This is a genomic window from Sphingobium amiense (assembly GCF_003967075.1).
Taxonomy (GTDB): Bacteria; Pseudomonadota; Alphaproteobacteria; order Sphingomonadales; family Sphingomonadaceae; genus Sphingobium; species Sphingobium amiense.
Map to the genome: position 1 here is coordinate 19,868 of NZ_AP018665.1, position 17,774 is coordinate 37,641.

The 17,774-nt window shown below is 62.2% G+C and carries 19 protein-coding genes and 1 pseudogene; 12 read left to right on the forward strand and 8 right to left on the reverse strand.

Going from position 1 to position 17,774, the window contains the following annotated elements; all coding sequences use genetic code 11:
* Positions 1–4 precede the first annotated feature (4 nt).
* The 5 genes and pseudogenes from istA (at position 5) to SAMIE_RS20385 (ending at position 5,073) form a co-directional block, all read left to right on the forward strand.
* On the forward strand, positions 5–1,528 hold the full coding sequence (istA, locus tag SAMIE_RS20365) for an IS21 family transposase (RefSeq protein ID WP_126516836.1): 1,524 nt from the start codon (positions 5–7) through the stop codon (positions 1,526–1,528).
* Entirely contained in the window at positions 1,518–2,300 is a 783-nt protein-coding gene (istB, locus tag SAMIE_RS20370; protein WP_126516718.1) for an IS21-like element helper ATPase IstB, read from the forward strand. The genes istA and istB overlap by 11 nt, the downstream gene beginning before the upstream one ends.
* 76 nt (positions 2,301–2,376) lie before the next feature.
* Positions 2,377–3,810, forward strand: a pseudogene (locus SAMIE_RS20375) (efflux RND transporter permease subunit); the annotation flags it as partial.
* Positions 3,803–4,102, forward strand: coding sequence for a DUF3240 family protein (locus SAMIE_RS20380; RefSeq protein WP_010338397.1), 300 nt, complete (start codon positions 3,803–3,805; stop codon positions 4,100–4,102). The pseudogene SAMIE_RS20375 and the gene SAMIE_RS20380, both read left to right, overlap by 8 nt.
* Positions 4,099–5,073 (forward strand): TolC family protein, encoded by a 975-nt coding sequence (locus SAMIE_RS20385; protein WP_232037460.1) that lies wholly within the window; start codon positions 4,099–4,101, stop codon positions 5,071–5,073. Before SAMIE_RS20380 ends, SAMIE_RS20385 begins: the two co-directional genes overlap by 4 nt.
* Positions 5,074–5,111: 38 nt before the next feature.
* Here SAMIE_RS20385 and SAMIE_RS20395 read toward each other — a convergent pair whose 3' ends face one another.
* A complete protein-coding gene (locus tag SAMIE_RS20395) occupies positions 5,112–6,461 on the reverse strand; it encodes an IS1380-like element ISSp1 family transposase (protein ID WP_013039775.1) in 1,350 nt (449 codons plus the stop codon).
* Positions 6,462–6,561: 100 nt separating this feature from the next.
* Positions 6,562–7,134, reverse strand: a complete 573-nt coding sequence (locus SAMIE_RS20400) for an AMP-binding protein (RefSeq protein WP_096362252.1) — start codon at positions 7,132–7,134, stop codon at positions 6,562–6,564.
* 221 nt (positions 7,135–7,355) lie between these two features.
* Here SAMIE_RS20400 and SAMIE_RS20405 point away from each other — a divergent pair, with 221 nt between their 5' ends.
* Complete coding sequence (locus SAMIE_RS20405; RefSeq protein WP_066704036.1) at positions 7,356–8,837, forward strand: zinc-binding dehydrogenase; 1,482 nt, start codon at positions 7,356–7,358, stop codon at positions 8,835–8,837.
* A gap of 475 nt (positions 8,838–9,312) precedes the next feature.
* Positions 9,313–10,908, forward strand: a complete 1,596-nt coding sequence (locus SAMIE_RS20410) for an FAD-dependent monooxygenase (protein ID WP_162849111.1) — start codon at positions 9,313–9,315, stop codon at positions 10,906–10,908.
* Positions 10,909–11,255: 347 nt separating this feature from the next.
* On the opposite strand, the gene SAMIE_RS20415 is transcribed toward SAMIE_RS20410, so the two are convergent.
* Positions 11,256–11,606 (reverse strand): TetR family transcriptional regulator C-terminal domain-containing protein, encoded by a 351-nt coding sequence (locus tag SAMIE_RS20415; RefSeq protein ID WP_123905555.1) that lies wholly within the window; start codon positions 11,604–11,606, stop codon positions 11,256–11,258.
* On the reverse strand, positions 11,584–11,832 hold the full coding sequence (locus SAMIE_RS20420; protein WP_083952639.1) for a TetR/AcrR family transcriptional regulator: 249 nt from the start codon (positions 11,830–11,832) through the stop codon (positions 11,584–11,586). The genes SAMIE_RS20415 and SAMIE_RS20420 overlap by 23 nt, the downstream gene beginning before the upstream one ends.
* Positions 11,833–11,880: 48 nt before the next feature.
* Here SAMIE_RS20420 and SAMIE_RS20425 point away from each other — a divergent pair, with 48 nt between their 5' ends.
* Both SAMIE_RS20425 and SAMIE_RS20430 read left to right on the forward strand, forming a co-directional pair.
* On the forward strand, positions 11,881–12,249 hold the full coding sequence (locus SAMIE_RS20425) for a CopG family transcriptional regulator (RefSeq protein WP_066704032.1): 369 nt from the start codon (positions 11,881–11,883) through the stop codon (positions 12,247–12,249).
* A gap of 5 nt (positions 12,250–12,254) precedes the next feature.
* Positions 12,255–13,235: a tyrosine-type recombinase/integrase gene (locus tag SAMIE_RS20430; RefSeq protein WP_066704038.1), complete on the forward strand. Its 981-nt coding sequence runs from the start codon at positions 12,255–12,257 to the stop codon at positions 13,233–13,235.
* Here the strand turns inward: SAMIE_RS20430 and SAMIE_RS20435 are convergent.
* Genes SAMIE_RS20435 through SAMIE_RS20445 form a run of 3 tightly spaced genes read right to left on the reverse strand, consistent with a single transcriptional unit; the run spans position 13,232 to position 14,430 of the window.
* On the reverse strand, positions 13,232–13,852 hold the full coding sequence (locus SAMIE_RS20435; protein ID WP_066704029.1) for a histidine phosphatase family protein: 621 nt from the start codon (positions 13,850–13,852) through the stop codon (positions 13,232–13,234). The two genes, SAMIE_RS20430 and SAMIE_RS20435, sit on opposite strands and share 4 nt — an antisense overlap.
* An 18-nt stretch (positions 13,853–13,870) precedes the next feature.
* Entirely contained in the window at positions 13,871–14,164 is a 294-nt protein-coding gene (locus tag SAMIE_RS20440) for a type II toxin-antitoxin system RelE/ParE family toxin (protein ID WP_066704026.1), read from the reverse strand.
* A complete protein-coding gene (locus tag SAMIE_RS20445; protein ID WP_066704024.1) occupies positions 14,152–14,430 on the reverse strand; it encodes a CopG family ribbon-helix-helix protein in 279 nt (92 codons plus the stop codon). The genes SAMIE_RS20440 and SAMIE_RS20445 overlap by 13 nt, the downstream gene beginning before the upstream one ends.
* A gap of 539 nt (positions 14,431–14,969) precedes the next feature.
* Between SAMIE_RS20445 and SAMIE_RS20450 the strand changes: the two genes are divergently transcribed.
* The 3 genes from SAMIE_RS20450 to SAMIE_RS20460 all read left to right on the forward strand — a co-directional run bounded on the left by SAMIE_RS20450 (position 14,970) and on the right by SAMIE_RS20460 (position 16,633).
* Positions 14,970–15,611: a transcription elongation protein SprT gene (locus SAMIE_RS20450; RefSeq protein WP_066704021.1), complete on the forward strand. Its 642-nt coding sequence runs from the start codon at positions 14,970–14,972 to the stop codon at positions 15,609–15,611.
* Between the two features lie 79 nt (positions 15,612–15,690).
* Complete coding sequence (locus tag SAMIE_RS20455) at positions 15,691–16,326, forward strand: AAA family ATPase (RefSeq protein ID WP_066704017.1); 636 nt, start codon at positions 15,691–15,693, stop codon at positions 16,324–16,326.
* A 25-nt stretch (positions 16,327–16,351) separates the two neighbouring features.
* Positions 16,352–16,633: a hypothetical protein gene (locus SAMIE_RS20460; RefSeq protein WP_066704014.1), complete on the forward strand. Its 282-nt coding sequence runs from the start codon at positions 16,352–16,354 to the stop codon at positions 16,631–16,633.
* Positions 16,634–16,689: 56 nt separating this feature from the next.
* Here the strand turns inward: SAMIE_RS20460 and SAMIE_RS20465 are convergent, their stop codons facing one another.
* On the reverse strand, positions 16,690–17,601 hold the full coding sequence (locus SAMIE_RS20465; RefSeq protein WP_066704011.1) for a replication initiation protein: 912 nt from the start codon (positions 17,599–17,601) through the stop codon (positions 16,690–16,692).
* Positions 17,602–17,774 lie beyond the last annotated feature (173 nt).

Genomic DNA, 17,774 nt, shown 5'->3' on the forward strand with positions numbered 1-17,774 from the left:
GGACATGGCATTATTGAGCGTCATCCGGCGCTGGCATTACCTCGATCATCTGTCGATCCGGGAGATAGCCAAGCGTACCGGTCTATCCCGCAACACGGTCCGTAAATATCTGCGGTCAGACACAGTCGAGCCGCAGTTCAAAGTGCCCGAGCGGCCGAGCAAGCTGGATCCGTTCGTCGATCGGCTGACGGTCTGGCTCAGGCGAGAGATGGGCCGATCGCGCAAGCAGAAGCGCACGATCAAGCAGTTGCATGCCGATCTGGTGAGCCTGGGCTTTGACGGGTCCTATGGCCGTGTCGCGGCCTTTGCTCGTGCCTGGCGCGATGATTATCGCCGCCAGCAGCAGATGAGCGGCAAGGGCACCTTCGTGCCGTTGTCGTTCGCACCGGGTGAAGCATTCCAGTTTGACTGGAGCGAGGACTGGGCGATCATCGATGGTGTCCGCACCAAGCTGCAGGTTGCACACTTCAAGCTCAGCTACAGCCGGGCCTTCTTCGTTCGAGCCTATCTGCTCCAGACCCACGAGATGCTGTTCGACGCCCATAATCACGCGTTCCGCGTGCTGGGCGGGGTGCCGCGCCGCGGCATCTATGACAACATGCGCACTGCCGTCGACAAGGTCGGGCGCGGCAAGGATCGGACCGTCAACGCCCGCTTCCTCACGATGGTGAGCCATTATCTGTTCGAGGCAGAGTTCTGTAATCCGGCAGCGGGTTGGGAGAAGGGGCAGGTCGAGAAGAACGTCCAGGATGCGCGGCATCGCCTGTGGCAGCCCGTTCCCCAGACCGAGACGCTCGACGCCCTGAACAGCTGGCTGGAGGATCGCTGCAAGGCGCTGTGGCAGGATATCCCGCACGGGATCGAACCGGGCTCTGTCGCTGATGCCTGGGCCGAGGAGGTGGCAAGCCTGATGCCGATGGGCAGGCCGTTCGACGGCTTTGTCGAATATGGCAAGCGGGTCTCACCGACCTGCCTCGTCCATCTGGAGCGCAACCGCTACAGCGTGCCGGCATCCTTTGCCAACCGCCCTGTCAGCGTGCGGCTCTATCCCGACCGCTTCCTCGTGGTGGCCGAGGGGCAGTTGCTGTGCGAACACCAGCGCATCATCGAACGATCCCATGATGGGCCAGGACGCACTGTTTATGACTGGCGCCATTATCTGGCAGTGGTCCAGCGCAAGCCTGGCGCCCTGCGCAATGGCGCGCCGTTCCTAGAGATGCCCGATGCCTTCCAGCGGTTACAGCGCCATCTGTTGCGCGCTCCCGGCGGCGACAGAGAGATGGTCGAGATCCTTGCCCTGGTGCTGCATCATGACGAGCAGGTCGTACTGCGCGCGGTTACCATGGCGCTGGAGTCCGGTGTTCCGACCAAAACCCATATCCTCAACTTGCTGCACCGGCTGATCGACGGCAAGCCGCTGACGACACCGCCGATCACGGCGCCCCAGGCGCTGAGGCTGGTCAGCGAGCCCCTTGCCAATGTGGAACGCTATGATGCGCTGCGCGGGGAGAACCGCCATGCGTCATGATCCCGCCAGCGGCGCCATCATCGTCATGCTGCGCAGCCTCAAGATGCATGGCATGGCGCAGGCCGTCACCGATCTCATGGAGCAAGGCGCGCCCGCGTTCGACGCGGCCGTCCCGATCCTGTCCCAGCTTTTGAAGGCGGAGACTGCCGAACGGGAAGTGCGGTCGGTATCCTATCAGCTCAAGATCGCACGGTTCCCGGCCTATCGCGATCTGGCGAGCTTCGACTTTGCCAGCAGCGAGGTCAACGAGGCGCTGGTCCGCCAGCTTCACCGCTGCGAGTTTATGGACGTGGCCGACAATATCGTGCTGGTCGGCGGACCCGGAACCGGCAAGACCCACATCGCCACCGCCCTAGGCGTCCAGGCCATCGAGCATCATCGCAAGCGCGTGCGGTTCTTCTCCACGGTCGAGCTGGTCAACGCGCTGGAACAGGAGAAGGCGCAGGGCAAGGCAGGGCAGATCGCCGGAAGGCTTGCCCACTCCGATCTCGTGATCCTCGACGAGCTTGGTTATCTGCCGTTCAGCGCCTCAGGCGGCGCCCTGCTGTTCCATCTGCTGAGCAAGCTTTACGAGCGCACCAGCGTCATCATCACCACCAACCTCAGCTTCAGCGAATGGGCCACCGTGTTCGGAGATGCCAAGATGACCACCGCGCTCCTCGATCGGCTCACCCATCACTGCCACATCCTCGAGACCGGCAACGACAGCTTCAGGTTCAAGAACAGCTCCGCTCAGCAGCCCAAAACCCGGAAGGAGAAAACCCCATCTTGACCCACCCCTGACATCCGAAACATAATCGCAAGGTGGGTCACTTCTCGATGAAAACCCCGGGTCACTTCTCAGCAGCAATCAACAGTCAGTCATCGTGCAGCTGACGAAGCTGCCCTCCATCAGCCTTGCCCAGTCCGTTGAGGGCGACAAGGCGGTCGAGCGCGCGTTGATGGGGGTTCCCGAGGTGCAGGAAGTCATCGCGCGGGTTGGTGCTGACGAAATCGGCCTTGATCCGATGGGACCTAATGAGACCGACACCTTCGTCCGTCTGAAGCCGCAGTCTGAGTGGCGTGGCAGCAAGGAGTTCGTCCTGGAGCAGATCCGCAAGGCCGTCGATGGCCTGCCTGGCATCCAGCCCAGTTTCACGCAGCCGATCGAAATGCGTGTCTCGGAAATGCTGACCGGCGCCCGGGGCGACCTGGCTGTCAAGATTTTCGGACCGGATTCGGCGGTCCTCGCGGATCTTGCAGGTCGCGTGCAGCATGAGTTGGGCCAGGTGCGCGGCGCGACGGAAGTGTTGACGGTCGCGAACGACAGCGTGGACTACCTGCAGCTCGACATCGACCGAGCAGCCGCAGGCCGGTTTGGCATGCCGATCGATCAGTTGCAGGACACCTTGCGCGCGCAGGTGGAAGGCGTTCGGTCCGGTATCGTCGCCGAAGGTCAGAAGCGGATCCCGATCGTCATCCGCGGTGACGAAAGCATCCGCAATGATGCGACCCGGTTTGAAGACCTGCAGATCATGACGCCGGGTGGAACGCTCGCCCGGGTCAGCGACATGGCGCAGGTGAAGCATACGCAGGGTCCGGTGAAGCTCGACCATGAGAATGGTTCCCGCTTCGCTCTGGTCCAGGCCTTCGTCTCTGGTCGTGATCTGGTGGGTTATGTGGACGAGGCGAAAGCCGCAGTCGCGAGCAAGGTGCCGCTCCCGGCCGGCTATCGCATCGTGTGGGGTGGCCAGTTCGAAAATCAGCAGCGTGCATCGGCTCGGCTCATGATGGTCATTCCCGTCGCGCTGCTCCTTATCTTCTTCGTCCTGCTCGCCACCTTGCGTTCGCTGCGGGCCGCCACGCTGATCCTGGTCAACATTCCCTTCGCCATGGTCGGAGGGCTGATCTCGCTCTGGGCATCGGGAGAGTATCTGTCAGTGCCTGCTTCCGTCGGCTTCATTGCTCTGCTTGGCATCGCGGTGCTGAACGGGTTGGTGCTGGTCTCCTATTTCCGCCAGCTCCGTCAGGAGGGGCAGAGCATGACGCAGACGGTGCGCCTGGGTGCCGAGCGGCGCCTCCGTCCCGTCCTAATGACCGCGAGTATTACCGCTTTCGGCCTGGTCCCCCTGCTGTTCGCGACGGGTCCAGGATCCGAGATTCAACGCCCGCTTGCCATTGTGGTCATCGGCGGGCTGGTCACGTCCACGCTGCTCACTCTGGTACTTCTCCCGATCCTTTTCGAAAGGTTCGGAGAAGGCCGCAGCGAGCAGGATTTCGAAGAGGTGCTGGCCAATGGCTGAGCTTCTGCTAGTCCTTCACTGTTCTCCTCCGGATGCGGGAACTCTGGTGGAGGCTATTCGAACCGTTGCGTCCGCGCCGATCCATCGCCGTGAGGAAGCCGTTCTCGGCCGCGACTTCAGCGATGCTGGAACGCATGAGCAGGTAAGAGGAGTCCTCCATCGGATCGCATTCGAACTCGTGGTCGAGGATTCCATGATCCCCGCCATAATCGCTGCGGTTGCCTCATCGCGCCGCAAACAACCTGTGCGCTGGCACTCCTTGCCGATCATCGAGCGCGGGAGGATTTCATGAAGAAGCTGACTGCCCTCTTGCCGCTATCCATCTCGATAGCGACTGCGCTCGCAACTGCCGCGCACGCGCAAGCGACGGGTCTTCAATGGTCCTTGCCGCCTGAGGAGCAGGTGGTGAAGGCGCTCGACGGGCATCCGACGGTCGAAGCAGCGGGCAAGCGCGTCGGCGCTGCATCGGCGGCGAGCGATATGCTCCGCGTTGGCCCTCACGAGGTCCAGCTCACCGGAAGCTACATCAATCGTGACGTGCGGCTGGAGCGGAATTATACGGAGTTCGACGGCACGGTCAGTCGATCCTTTCGCCTGCCCGGGAAGGCTGCCCTGGATCGCGAGGCAGGCCAGCTTGGTGTCGAAGTCGCGCAAAACCGGATGGAAGATACGCGCCATCAGGCGGCCTTGTATCTGTCGCAGCTCTGGTACGACTGGCTGACGGCAAGCGAGCTCAATCGTACGGATCAATCGAACGTCGCATTACTCGAACGTGGTCTCGCTGCCGTGAAGAGGCGAGTCCAGCTACGCGATGCATCGATGCTCGACACCGACCAGGCCCAGGCGGCGCTCGATCAGGCGAAGGGTGTCGCGGCAGCCAGCCTGGCTGATATGGAACAGGCGCGAGCGCTACTGCAATCGAACTTCCCCGATCTGGCCCTGCCGCCGGAGGCACCATCCTTGGCAGATCCAGTCCTGCCTTCTCAAGACCTGACCGCACTTCATGATCTGGTGATCCAACGCAGTCATGAAATTGGGGCTGCTGATCGCGAAGCTCTGCGTCTTGAAGTCGTCGCACGGCGGGCGAGGGCTGATCGGTTGCCGGACCCACAGCTGGGCGTCCGGGCCTTTAGCCTCTCTTATTCACGACGCTCGGTTTCGGGTCCGCTCTGGGCATTTGCTGCGGCTGGCTGTATTGCGCGGACGACCGGCATCGCTGGCGTTTGTTTCACCGCATTCGGATTGATGGGCTTTTCGGGTTGAAGGGCTGGGCTCGGAGTTCTGCGGCGCTGCCGCATGGGCTACGTCGGCGCAGGCTTCAGCCGGAGAACGAGGGCGCGGAACAGGTCGGCATCCGGACAGGCGGAAGCGAAGGCAATGCGGATGCGGCTAGCACTTTCTACGACGCGCGCAGCGACCTTGAGCAGCCGCAGGCGCAAGGTGGTAAACTCCGCGCTTGCCAGAGCAGCGGTCCTGGGCATCGCCTGCTGGATGCGCCATAGCAGCCAGTATGCGGCAGTGTGCAGTATCAGGCGCATCTGATTGGCATTGGCCGAGCGGCACGAGGTTCGGTCGCTGGCGAGCTGGGACTTGTGGCGCTTGATCAGGTTCTCGGCCTGACCACGCGCGCAGTAGAGCGTGTCGTAGATGTGCTCGGCCGATCCTGTTGCCAACGAGGTGACGACATAGCGGATGTCCATGCCCAGCGTGCTGGCCTCGATCCGTGCAACGACGCGACGCTGGCACTTCCAGGTCTTTGCCCCATAGCGGGTCTCGGCATAGTTGCGCAGGACGGGACACTGACGCTGGGCGCGCTTGACCGCGCAGGCATCGGCGACCGCAACAATGGCGGGATCGGCGCGCAGCGCTGAATTGGTGGGCAGGCCGAACACGTAATCGACGCGGGCCGCATCGCAGTAGGCCATGACCTCGGGTCGACCATAGTGCCCGTCGCCGCGGATAGTGATGTGGGTATCGGGCCAATTACGGCGCAGGTGACGCACCAGGCGTCGGATGTGCCCCGCCGCCTCCTTTCCAGAAGGCGTCTTGCCTGTGCGCAGCAGCATGGCCACCGGCCTGCCGGTCGCGGTGTCGTAGATATGGATCGGTAGGAAGCAGCGCTCCCCATGATGCCCGTTCCAGAACGAGAGCTGTTGATAGCCATGCACGACGTCGCACGTGTCGTCGATATCCAGCGTGACCGCTGTCGGAGGGGCGGGATAGCTGGCGCAGTAGATGTCGATCATCGCGGCCATCATGCTGGCCAGTTCGCGCGTAGTCGGTGCATTTTCCCACCGGCTCATCGTCGGTTGGCTGGCCAGCCCCGCGCCCGATTCCGGCAGCTTGCCGAGCGCCAGGCGGAAGCCTGGATCGTCGCGCAGAGCATCGAGATCATCGGCATCCTCATAGCCGCACGCAATCGCGAACACACGGGCACGCAGAATGTCATCCAGGCGATGGATCACCCGCGCTGGATCGCGCGGATCGGCAATACAAGCCGCCAGGCGCTGGCAAATCCCCATCGCGCGCTCGGCCTGTGCAAGCAGTAGAACACCGCCATCCGAGGTAAGCCGGCCACCGTCGAACGCAGCTGTGATTTTCTTGCGGCCGACTGCTGGGAATCCAAATGAGCTTGCGATATCATCGTTCATGGCGGGTGTGGCCCGTGGCATTTTCTGCCCTGCGGCAGGTTCGGCTTAGACACCCAGTTCCTAATTCAGATCAGAGGCTTACGCCACTCCCGCCAACCCTTCAGGACACTTTTGGTGAATAAGGCGGGTTAGGAAGGCCCGTGGTCCCGGAAGTATACATGATCGACAGGATCGCATCGCCGGCGGCGCGCACTTGAGGCTCCGCAACGGTGCCGGTGTTCCGAAAATCGCAATAGCTTTTCGCAAACGGCGCGCATTCGCCCTCGGCGCAGATCTGTAACCAGTGCTCGACATCGGTCTTGTCACCCCGGCGATGGAGCTCGGCTGCAGTTTTCTGAAACTCGTTGTCGAAAACCAGACGACTGACTCCGGAGTCGCGTAGAATGAATTCCAGCTCGTCGGGCACGAGACGCCAGTTCAGCGGCACGACAACGGCGCCGATCTTCGCCAGAGCAAAATAGGATTCCACGAATTCGGCGCCGTTCATCGTCAGGATGCCGACGCGTTCGCCCACTTTGACCCCAGCCTCAACGAAAGCATTGGCCAGGCGATTGCTGCGCTCGTTGAGTTCCTTGAAGGTCAGCCGCAGGCTGCCAGTACCGTCGACGAAGGCTTCCCGCTCAGGGTTCAACAAGGCCCGCTTCGTGAGGAACAGGCCAATGTTATCCTGCATTCCCTGGTCTCCTTCTCCACCTCTACCTTCGTCCCAGTCCCGCAATCTCCACTGCGGTGCTCCGGGTCCTGCATGGTGGCCACAGTTCTGGCTAAGTCCGGCCGCCTAGCTGCCGCGCGCCGGACCTTCTCGATATCTCTAGACCCATACTTACTTGCCCGCAAGTAAGTATGGGTCTAGAGTGACTCGATAAGATCGTCGACAATTCGAACTGGAGGGGAATGGCTTTGGAGCAGCGGGGCAAGCAGGATGCGCGCACAGGTGACGAATTCGTGGCCGAAAAGGCCGATCAGGGGATGCACCGCCGTGCGGCATTGAAGGTCGGTGCGGCGCTGGCGACCGGGGGTGCGGTCGGGCTCCTGGGCGGCCAAGCGACGGCCGCCAAGCCGCAGGCGCCAGCCGTGCTGACCGGCAAGCAAGCGGGAAGGAAGTTTCGCGCTTGGGTCCAAGAGGGCTTGTGGGTCGGCGGGAAGGCCGGTGTCGAGGAGCTTCGCCTCAAAGAGCTGCACTCGCGACAGGTTGTGGTGCGCACAGAGGCTTCAGCGCCCTGCTATTCGCTGTGTCAGCGCGGTATTGGTGGAACCCCTGCCGTCAATCCGGCACCCAAATATGCCCCGGACACTGTTCCGCAGATATCGAACCATACCGCCGTTGGTGTTGTCGAGGCTGTGGCATCAGACGTGCGACGGGTGAAGCCGGGCGATCGGGTCATCGTCGGCGTGGTTCCGCAATGTGGCAATTGTTACATGTGTCTGCACGGCCGGGCCGATCACTGCCAGTGGGCGTTTGCGGTGCCCGACGGGTTTCCACCGAAGATCGCCATTCGTGCGGATGGTTCCGAGATCATCGCGCAAGTCGGAGTCGGGGGATTGGCCGAGCTGACCGTCTGCTATGAAGAATATCTGTGTCCCATTTTCACGGATCTTCCTGCCGATCAACTGTCGCTCCTGGGGGACACGGCGGCCACCGGCTTCGGTGGTGCCACGGCGGTAATGAAGGTCCTGCCAGGATCGAATGTTGTCGTGCTGGGCGCCGGACCCGTGGGCCTCGCAGCCGTCATGGCTGCCCGTCTGGTCGGCGCTGCACAGATCATCGTCAGCGAGCCGGTCAAGCACCGTCGCGAGTCGGCGAAGCGGCTCGGCGCTACAACCGTCCTGGATCCGAATGCATTAGGCGATCGGCTCGTCGAAACCATTCGCGAATTGTGCAAGGGCCCGACCGGCCGCATCATGTCGGGAGGCCGAGGCTGGATCCCGCAGGCCGAATCAGACTTCGTGAATGCAGCTTTTGGGGCAACACGCGACAATCGGGGAGCCGATTTCACGATCGAAGCCGCGGGTCCGACCGGGGATATTCCAAAGGTGGAGACGCCGCCTGATGCAACGGGCACATTGGCGATGCGGCAGGCGTGGGAAATGACACGGCGAGGGGGCGAGGTCGTCTACCTCGGGTTCGGTCAGATCGGCGATGTTTCCTATCCCGCCGCAGCATTCGCGAATGCCGGGCGTACCGTGCATGCCGGGCAGCAAGGTGGTCTCAACTTCATGCGGGATATTCCCGGCATGGTGGCGCTGATGGAGCAGGGCAAATATGACCTCGCTCCGATAGTCACCTCTCGATGGCGCCTTGAAGACACAGACAAGGCGTTCCGGGTGGCGTCGGATCGCACCGAGTTGGCGCCGGTCGTGGTCTTCGACAGCTGATGTGCTTTTGATGCTGCCACGTCAGAACGGAGCCTGCCAGTTCCATTCTGGCGTGGCAGGCACCTCCGATGCTTGGCCTTCCGGATTGTCTGGGGCTTCTGCCCAAGCCGGCCGGATACGGGTCCGGTGAACGGGAAATGGCGAGAACGGTTTTCGCGCAGGCTCACATCGGACTGTCGCTTCAGACCCCAGGGTCTTGTCGGACCGGGCGGGCTTAAGTTCCACGCTGCTTTGATGCCGGGGCAATCGCATTCGAACGCCGAGCGCCCGTTGTCAAAATCTGACATGCAGAGTTGAAAACTTACTTCCATGCAAGTAAGGATGGACGTGCAATCCTGGGAGGTTCTTTTCTCAGTGCTCAAGGATCCGAGATGCCTCGAAACGCAACCATCGAAGAGCACAGCCGAGTTCATCCTGAAAGACACTGCCGGAAGACAAGCCTCAATTTTGCGACAACGGCGGAATGGAGAATGAAATGACCACCGAGCCGGGCGATCGAGCCTCGCAGTTTGATGTGGCTATTGTCGGCTGCGGCCCCGTCGGCGCTCTGCTGGCTAATCTACTAAAGCAATACGGGCATAAAGTCGCGGTTCTCGAGCGCGAGCCCGATATTTTCTACGCGCCGCGAGGGATGGGATTTGATGATGAATCGACGCGGATCATGCAATCCGCGGGCATCCTCGATCGCCTGAAAGCGGAAGGGCATATCTATCAGGCCGACCTCGAATTGATTGACCGAAGTGGCAAACGCCTTGGTGGATTCGATCGGCGTAGCGTTGGAGAAGATCTCCTGTCCGGCCTTCATGGCCATCGCCATATGACCTTGTTCCACCAGCCGAGCTTGGAGGCGACGCTGCGGGAGGAGTTTGCGACTGGCGAAAACGCGGCAACCGCTTATTTCAATCACGAGGTCACTGGCATCACCGACCAAGGCGATCGGGTCGAATTGAACTGCAAGGATCGCGCCACGGACGAGGAACATTCCCTCATCGCCAAATATGTCGTGGGGTGTGACGGTGCGAGGAGCACCGTGCGCAAAACGATGAACGTTCCGAGGATAGACCTGAAATATACTAAAAAGTATCTGGTCGTCGACGCCATCGTCGATGACCCTGTCTATTTCAGGACGATGATACCGCAAGGCGGATATATTCTGCTCGATGGCAAGGAAGCTGGTGTCCTGTTCAAGGGACTGCACGGGCATGTTCGTTTTGATTTTCTGCAGCATTCCGAGACAATCGGGCAGGAGCTGAAGACTGATGAGGACTACCAAAAGGCTGCGAGAGACCTGATCAGGTCGCGAGGTTTCGATCCGGAGAACTTCCGCGTGATCCGAAGCGTCTCATACACGTTTCACGCTGGGATGCCGAGTAAATGGCGGGTCGGACGGCTGATGGTGGCAGGAGACGCAGCGCACCTTACGCCACCGTGGTCGGGGCAAGGCCTGAACATGGGTGTGCGCGACGCAGCCAATCTTTCTTTTAAATTGAATCTGGCGCTTCGAGGCAAGAGCTCCGATCGGATCCTGGACACATATGATGAAGAGCGCAGGCCGCAGAGTCTCGAGACGATCCAGGCTGCCGTCGACATGGGCATCAGAATGCAGAACACGAGTCCGTTGCAGATCGGACTGCGTAATCTGGCCTATGCTTTGTCGCGGAAAAGCAAGTTTGTTAACCGCCTCCTATTCAAAAACTGGATCAGAAAGCCTTCCTACAAAAGCGGCCTTTTGGGGCTGCAGCATCGCTTGTCGGGTGGACCTATGTTTCAGCCGTGGGTGGAGACAGCTGAGGGCAAGCGCGTGCGGATGGACGATCTGATCGGCCTGAACTTCGCGCTCATTTCCACGGACAGTCCAACTGGTCCCGAGGTGAGGCAATTCGTGAGCGAACTTGGGGGCGTCGTTCTCAAACTCGACTGTGATTTTTTCGACCCCAGCGAGACCGTCTGCAAGTGGTACGACGAGCACCGGATCAATGCAGTGCTGCTCCGCCCCGACCGTGTCATTTACGACGCGGGTCGCGACGGTCAGGCGCTATGCCGATCCCTCCTTGCCGAGCTCAGGAAATAGGTTGGTCTGGAAGCGCGTTGGAGGATGGCCGCTAGCCGTTTCGGATGGCGTTGGCCTGTTGCACGTAGACAGGAGCGGCCAGATCTCGGCGGTGGCGAGGCTCTCGAAGGTATGTGCGACACGGTCACGCATTCGGCGTCAGCATCGCGTGCGGCCCCGACCTGGCCTGCGGTTGACCTTCGCCCAGGCCGGAGGTTTGAAGGCGGGCGCCTTACGGACGGCACACTGAAGTCCTTGTCCGATAGCCGGCGCGCAGATTTGCTGCCGAAAAAGCTTGTCTGGCGGAAAGGTGAAGCGGCAGTCGAGTTCGGTCCGAAGTAGACAGGGCAACGGAGGAGCGCATCTGATTAGCGCAGGCTGGTCGCCCAATCGACAAGCAGCCCGCCCAGGTATCGTTTGGCTTCCTGTTTCGTTTCGAAAAAATGCCGGCTCGTGAAGATGCCAGTCATCATCACCATTGCCTTGGCAGCCGCTCTGTCGACATCTACATCTTTTCTGATCTGGGAGCTTTTGACCGCTCCCTGGACGGCGTCTCTTACGATCCCGGCGATTCCATCATAGAGTTCTTTGCACCCTTTTACGACCTCTTCGGGTAAATCGTCGCTGGTAACGATTTCCCGAAGTACCACTCTACTGCCATCGTCATTGTGATAAACGTCAGTCCAGAATGACACTTCAATCTCGTTGAAAAAAACCAACGAAGTCGCCTGCGAAGCGCTCTCTCAACTGCTGGTACTGGGATAAAGTCCGAGCCTTGTGTCTCGTAAACACTTCAATCGCAAGATTTTCCTTGTTCTTAAAATGATAGTGGACGTTAGCTCGCGTGATATCGAGATCCTCGGCTATTCGAGCAAAGTTGAGCTTGGCATAGCTGCCGGCCAGCAATTGCTCGCTCGCTTTATCACATATTAGCGGAGCGGGCATGGGGCCGTTTAAACGGCTCCGCGGATCTACCGCCAAGAGGGAGGGCTTATGCACAAGGATGACGACGAGGCTTTCGCCGACAACTACGCCGAGCGCGACCAGGCCAAGGCGCTGCGCGAGCAGGCGCGCGCGGGCGGCTTGCAGTTCGAGGCGTTCCTGCCGACCTCGCTGGCGGACTGGCTGCTCGAACGGATCGAGCGCGGCATGTTCGCCAGCCCCGCCGAGGCGGTGTTCGCGATCTTCACCGAGGCGCGGGAGCTGGAGCCGCACCGCGATTTGCGCGACGAGGTGTTGCGCCGCATGATCGACGCGGCCCGCGCCAATCTGGAATCGGCGCTCCCCCACGACGAGGCGATGGCCGAGCTGCGCGAGGAAATGGCGCGGCCGAGACCGGAGCCGGCACGCTGGCAACGGTGATCGCGATGAACGAGCTTACCCCCCTGCCCCTGCCCTCGCTCATCCTCTCGCCGGCGCTGGCGTTGCCGGCGCTGATCGCGGCGGCCGACGACGCCACGCGGTTGCGTTTCCTGGAGTTCTTCGCCGTCACGATCCGCAACCCGCATACGCGCCGCGCCTATGCGCGCGCGGCGGGCGAGTTCCTGGCTTGGGTAGCGGCGCGCGGCGTCATGTCGCTCGCCGGCGTGCAGCCGCTTCACGTCGCGGCCTGGATCGAGGCGCTGGGGCGCGAGGTCGCCGCGCCCAGCGTCAAGCAGCAACTCGCGGCCGTGAAACATTTGTTCGACTGGCTGGTGACGGGCCAGGTGGTGCCGGTGAATCCGGCCTCGTCGGTGCGCGGGCCGGCGTACAGCGTCCGGCGCGGCAAGACGCCGGTGCTGGACGCGCAAGAGGCGCGACGCTTGCTCGACAGCATCGACGTGACCACCGATGCCGGCTTGCGCGACCGCGCCCTGATCGCGCTCATGGTCTATAGCTTCGCGCGGATCGGCGCGGCGCTCGCTTGCCGTGTCGAGGACGTGTTCATGCAGAATCGGCGGCTATGGGTGCGGCTGCACGAGAAAGGCGGCAAGCGGCATGAAATGCCCTGCCACCACAATCTGGAGGAATATCTGACCGCCTATATCGACGGGTGCGAGCTGCGCGAGGATCGCAAGGGGCCGCTGTTCCGTACGATCGCGCGCGGCACCAAGCGCCTAAGCGATACCCCCCTGCCCCAGGCCAATGCGTTCGCCATGGTGCGCCGGCGCGCGGCGGCGGCCGGGATCGGGACGGCGATCGGCAACCACAGTTTCCGCGCGACCGGGATCACCACCTATTTGAAGAATGGCGGCACGTTGGAGACGGCCGCGACGATGGCGAACCATAGCTCGACCCGCACGACCCAGCTCTATGACCGGCGGCCCGATGATGTGACGCTGGACGAGGTGGAGCGGGTGTTGATCTAGGCGGCGATCGGCGGCGCACATTCCCAGCAGCCATCCTGCCAGTGGAACCCTACCCGCTGCGCGTTGCTGATCGCGGGCGGCTCGCCTTTGCGCCAGAAGGCGCGCATCTTGGCGCGTTCGTCCAGATGCGTGTCGGCGATGATCGCGCGCGCGGCCTGGATGAACTGTCCATGCCCGAACACATAGACCAGCGATGCGGACGGCATGGCGGCGAGGCGGGCAAGCGCCGCCTCGCAGCGCCGGAGCAGGGTGGCGAAGCTCTCCGCCCCCTCCCCGTCGCAATAATCAGGATCGGCCTCGCTCCAATAGCGTTCGAGGTGCGGCATCCGTTCGGCGCTGCGCGTGCCGTTCCAGCGCGACGGTTGCAGATAGGTGAACTCTTCTATCGGCCAGACTTCGACCGGCACGCCGGGAAAGCGCGCGATCGTGGGCGCGGCCGTCTGCCGGGTGCGGGTATAGGGCGAGGTGACGATGAGGGCGGGCGCTTGCGTCCAGCTCGCCGCGACCTGGCGCGCTTGTTCGTGGCCGCGCTCCGTCAGCCCGATCGTCGCGAGATCATGGCACGGCACGCCGGCGTTGCCGGTGGATTCGCCGTGGCGGATGAAGATCGCCCGCATAGTCCGCGCATCGGCTCCTTACGGATAGCCGGCCTCCTTTTGGTGGCGAACCGCCAGCAGCGTCACCGCCTCGCCATCGAGGCGATAGAGGACGACATAGCCGCTATCTCCAAAGTCGATCAGCTTTTCCCGATATTCGGGGTCCATATCTTCCGCAGGCCGCCCGATGTGCGGCGATGTCGCCAGAATCTTGACCCCTCCCCGGATCGCTGCGACCGCGCGGCGCGCGGCGTCCGCATCCTTGGGCTTCAACCAGCGATGCAGCCGGTCAACATTATTCAGCGCGTTCGCCGTCCAGATCAGACGTGGCACTTAGGTAGTTCCGCGTCCTCGCCCGCTTCCAGCTTCGCCAACCAGGCGTCGGCTTCCTCAAGCGTCACATGCAAGCCGGTCTGCTGATATTCCTCCCATGCCTGTATGGCTTCCTGCTTGAACGCCTCGCGCTTTTCCTCGCGATCGACATACTGCGTGATGGCCTCGCGCATGATCCAATGCGAGCTGCGCCGGCGCGCGTCGGCCAAGTGTTGCACTCGCCCTTTCAGGCTATCGTCCAGCTTGATAGATGTTGCCGCCGCCATATTGCGACCTCCTTAGCAAAAGGTCTTACCTTGCGCTAAGATACGCTATTTAGATCGCGCCGTCCATCCCTTCCCCTGGTGCGCGATGAGGGGCTTTCGTCATTTCAGTTACGCAGGGGGGACGAAGCGAAATTATCTATCATCTGTATATCATAACGCTACCTATCCGCTGTCATTTCGACATTAAAGGGCAATATCGGGCGCGTCCCTTCGGGCACGGCTCTATCTCCGCCTGAAAGGCTCCGACCAAGCCCGCAAGCGGTCTTGGCGCATAGCGTGACGATCCTCGCGCGAGGCCAGGGGCGGGCCCCTGGCCTGCGGTGCCGGCGTGCGCCGGCCTAGATCTTCGTTGGAGGGGAAAGGCGGTCCCGGCCGCCTCTCCCCGCAACGGGATTAGACGGGGCCGTGCCTCGCTGCGCTGCGGCCGCACCACCCCATCGAATCCCGCTGCCCCCTCTCTCGCCGGCGTTCTTGGGCGTCCGTGTTCCGGCCGATGGCCTAGCCATCGCCGGACAGGCGATTTGAAGGGAGTAAAGGCGATGACGCACGACAACCGGGAAAGCTGGCTCAATGCGGTGGCGGCGGGCATGGCCCCCTTGTTCGAGACGCTGGAAAGCTCCCTCCCCTCGCGTATCCGCGTCGCGATCGGCTTCACCAGCAGAGGCGCGAAGGGCAAGGCGATCGGCGAGTGCTGGGATAACCGGCTTAGCGCGGACGGGCATTTTGAAATCTTCATCCGGCCCGACCTGGCGCACGCGCCCGAGGCCATGCCGGCGCAAATCGCGGCCATCCTCGCGCATGAGCTGGTCCATGCCGCCGTCGGCATCCCGGCAGGACATGGGAGGGCGTTTAAACGGGTCGCGCTGGGGCTGGGATTGGTCGGGCCGATGCGCGCCACCACCCCCGGCGAGACGTTCCTTGCGGCCATCGCGCCGATCCTAGAGGCGGTTGGCCCCCTCCCCCATGCCCGTCTCGACACGGACGGGGATTCGACCGCGCCCAAGAAGCAGAAAACCCGGATGCTCAAATGCGAGTGCGCGACGTGCGGCTATACCGTCAGGACCGCGCGCAAATGGCTTGAGCAGGCCGGAGCGCCGCTTTGCCCGATCGAGGATCACGGCCAGATGAGCCATGAGCCGCTGGACGATGACAGCGAGGATGAGGGCAGCGAGGGCGAATAAACGCCGCGATAAATGTATATCGTCTAGCATTACAAACGATGCTATAGCGCAACCATATTGCCAGCGGAGCGAGCGCAGAATGATATTGGCAGTCGGAAACACTAAGGGCGGCGTCGGCAAGACGACCCTTGCCGTCAACCTCGCGGTGGCGCGCGCGCTTGCGGGCCGGGACCTCTTGCTGGTGGACGGCGACGAGCAGGGGACCGCCCTCACCTTCACCGAACTGCGCACCGATCGGCTTGGCGCTGCCGGCTATACCGCCGTTGCGCTCACCGGCGCGGCGCTTCGTAGCCAGGTCCGCCAGCTCGCGGCCAAATATGACGATATCATCATTGACGTGGGCGGGCGCGACACCGGCTCGCTACGCGCCGCGCTTACCGTCGCCGACACGCTGCTGGTGCCGGTGCAGCCGCGCAGCTTCGATGTGTGGGCGCTCGACCAGGTGGCGGCGCTGGTGGCCGAGGCGCGCGAGATTAACGAGGGCTTGCGCGCCGTCGCCGTGCTGAACGGCGCGGACGCGCAAGGGGCCGACAATGAGGCGGCCTTGGAAATGATCGGCGATATCGAGGGGATCGAGGTGCTGCCCACGTCGATCGTGCGGCGCAAGGCGTTCCCGAACGCGGCGGCCGAGGGCAGGGCGGTAGTGGAGCAATCCTCGCGTGACGCCAAGGCGATCGACGAGCTGGCCGCATTGGTCAGCGCGGTATTTGTATAGCATAATGATAGCGGAGTGAATTGCGATGGCTATCGCTCGTAAACCGAACAGCAAGCCCAAGCCCCCGATGGATGAGGCGGCGGCCGATGCCTTCATTGCCGGCGCGGCGAAGCCGGAGGCCGCGCCGATCGCGGCCGACGCCGACGAGGCGGGGCAGGGGGCCGAGCCGCGCAAGTCGCCGGTGATGCTCCGTTTCGATCGTGCGCTGCTGGCGAAGGTCGATGCGGCGGCCAAGCGGCGCGGGATCAGCCGGAGCGCATGGATTCAGTTCACGGTGAGCCGCGCGCTCGATGCCGGCGAGGGGTAGTGCCGGCTAGGGCGCGGCGGCCCCAGCGCGCGAAAGGTGAGTTTTGGGGTAGGGCCTCACCTTTGGGCGGCGGGCAGGCTGAAATCCACCAGCACCGGCATTTCGGGTATATCGCCGCGCAGCTTCGCGCGGCGGACGATGCTATGTTGGTCGATCAGGTTTTGCGCGTCACGGCGGCCGCTCATGGTTTTCGGGAGCCACATCATAGAAACCCGCTCGACCTTGCGGCCCTTCTTGATCGGCGTGAACTCGACCCAGAAGGGGCAGAGCTTGTTGATTTCCTCCTGGGCGACCTTGAGGCAGTATTTGTTGAAATCGGCGAAGCGTTCCAATTTGCCTTCCGGCACGTTGAGCAGGCCGCGCAGCTCCGCAATCGTGAACTCCTCGCTTTGCTTGTATTCGAGGCCGATCCGGCGTTCGATCATTTCATAGAGGCAGAGCGCGTATTTCGACTCGAAACAATACATCACCTGCGTCTTGAGCCGTGCATAGACCTCGCTGTTACGCAAAATCTCAATCAGTTCTTCGGGGATGCGGTAATGCAGGAAGCCGTCTTTTTCGAGGCTTTCGTCGCTGGGGCCGAGAAGCTGGACGCGGCGCTTGTAGCTCTTGCCGCCCTTGCGGATCGTGACGATGGCGATTGTGCCCATCAGGCGCAGCAGCGAGCTTTCTATGCGCTCATTGCCCTGATGCGTGCCCTTGAGCGCGGTTTTGGCGATGCGGTGAATGACCGGCTCGCCGATCCGTTCCCAGGCGTTCGCGATCAGCAGATTGTAGATTCGGCGATCGGCGAGGGTGAGGGGGGACAGCTCGACGATATCGACCAGCTCGCCGGGTTTGACGATTTCCCCGTAATTGGCGGGATCGAACGGATTTCCGCGCCCCTTTTGCGAGAGGGTGAGGGCGGTATCATCACCTAGGGCAATCTTTGCCTTTCCGTTATTTACAGGTGAGCTTGCACGATTCATGCCCTCACTTTAGCAGCAACGGTGAGCTAGGCAATTCCTAAAGCTCCCCGATGGAGGGCGGGGAGGGGATACCCCAAAACTCACCGTCGATTTGGCGGCTACCCAAAAACTCACCGGACTCGACCCCAACACTCACTTTTCAAGGCAATTTTTCAAGGTTTTCTGCGGGTTTG

Excerpts from the sequence above, each read along its gene's own strand:
- istA (WP_126516836.1), top strand. The coding sequence starts at position 5 with ATGGCATTATTGAGCGTCATCCGGCGCTGGCATTACCTCGATCATCTG.
- istB (WP_126516718.1), top strand. The coding sequence starts at position 1,518 with ATGCGTCATGATCCCGCCAGCGGCGCCATCATCGTCATGCTGCGCAGC.
- SAMIE_RS20380 (WP_010338397.1), top strand. The coding sequence starts at position 3,803 with ATGGCTGAGCTTCTGCTAGTCCTTCACTGTTCTCCTCCGGATGCGGGA.
- SAMIE_RS20385 (WP_232037460.1), top strand. The coding sequence starts at position 4,099 with ATGAAGAAGCTGACTGCCCTCTTGCCGCTATCCATCTCGATAGCGACT.
- SAMIE_RS20395 (WP_013039775.1), bottom strand. The coding sequence starts at position 6,461 with ATGAACGATGATATCGCAAGCTCATTTGGATTCCCAGCAGTCGGCCGC.
- SAMIE_RS20400 (WP_096362252.1), bottom strand. The coding sequence starts at position 7,134 with ATGCAGGATAACATTGGCCTGTTCCTCACGAAGCGGGCCTTGTTGAAC.
- SAMIE_RS20405 (WP_066704036.1), top strand. The coding sequence starts at position 7,356 with ATGGCTTTGGAGCAGCGGGGCAAGCAGGATGCGCGCACAGGTGACGAA.
- SAMIE_RS20410 (WP_162849111.1), top strand. The coding sequence starts at position 9,313 with ATGACCACCGAGCCGGGCGATCGAGCCTCGCAGTTTGATGTGGCTATT.
- SAMIE_RS20420 (WP_083952639.1), bottom strand. The coding sequence starts at position 11,832 with ATGCCCGCTCCGCTAATATGTGATAAAGCGAGCGAGCAATTGCTGGCC.
- SAMIE_RS20425 (WP_066704032.1), top strand. The coding sequence starts at position 11,881 with ATGCACAAGGATGACGACGAGGCTTTCGCCGACAACTACGCCGAGCGC.
- SAMIE_RS20430 (WP_066704038.1), top strand. The coding sequence starts at position 12,255 with ATGAACGAGCTTACCCCCCTGCCCCTGCCCTCGCTCATCCTCTCGCCG.
- SAMIE_RS20435 (WP_066704029.1), bottom strand. The coding sequence starts at position 13,852 with ATGCGGGCGATCTTCATCCGCCACGGCGAATCCACCGGCAACGCCGGC.
- SAMIE_RS20445 (WP_066704024.1), bottom strand. The coding sequence starts at position 14,430 with ATGGCGGCGGCAACATCTATCAAGCTGGACGATAGCCTGAAAGGGCGA.
- SAMIE_RS20450 (WP_066704021.1), top strand. The coding sequence starts at position 14,970 with ATGACGCACGACAACCGGGAAAGCTGGCTCAATGCGGTGGCGGCGGGC.
- SAMIE_RS20455 (WP_066704017.1), top strand. The coding sequence starts at position 15,691 with ATGATATTGGCAGTCGGAAACACTAAGGGCGGCGTCGGCAAGACGACC.
- SAMIE_RS20460 (WP_066704014.1), top strand. The coding sequence starts at position 16,352 with ATGGCTATCGCTCGTAAACCGAACAGCAAGCCCAAGCCCCCGATGGAT.
- SAMIE_RS20465 (WP_066704011.1), bottom strand. The coding sequence starts at position 17,601 with ATGAATCGTGCAAGCTCACCTGTAAATAACGGAAAGGCAAAGATTGCC.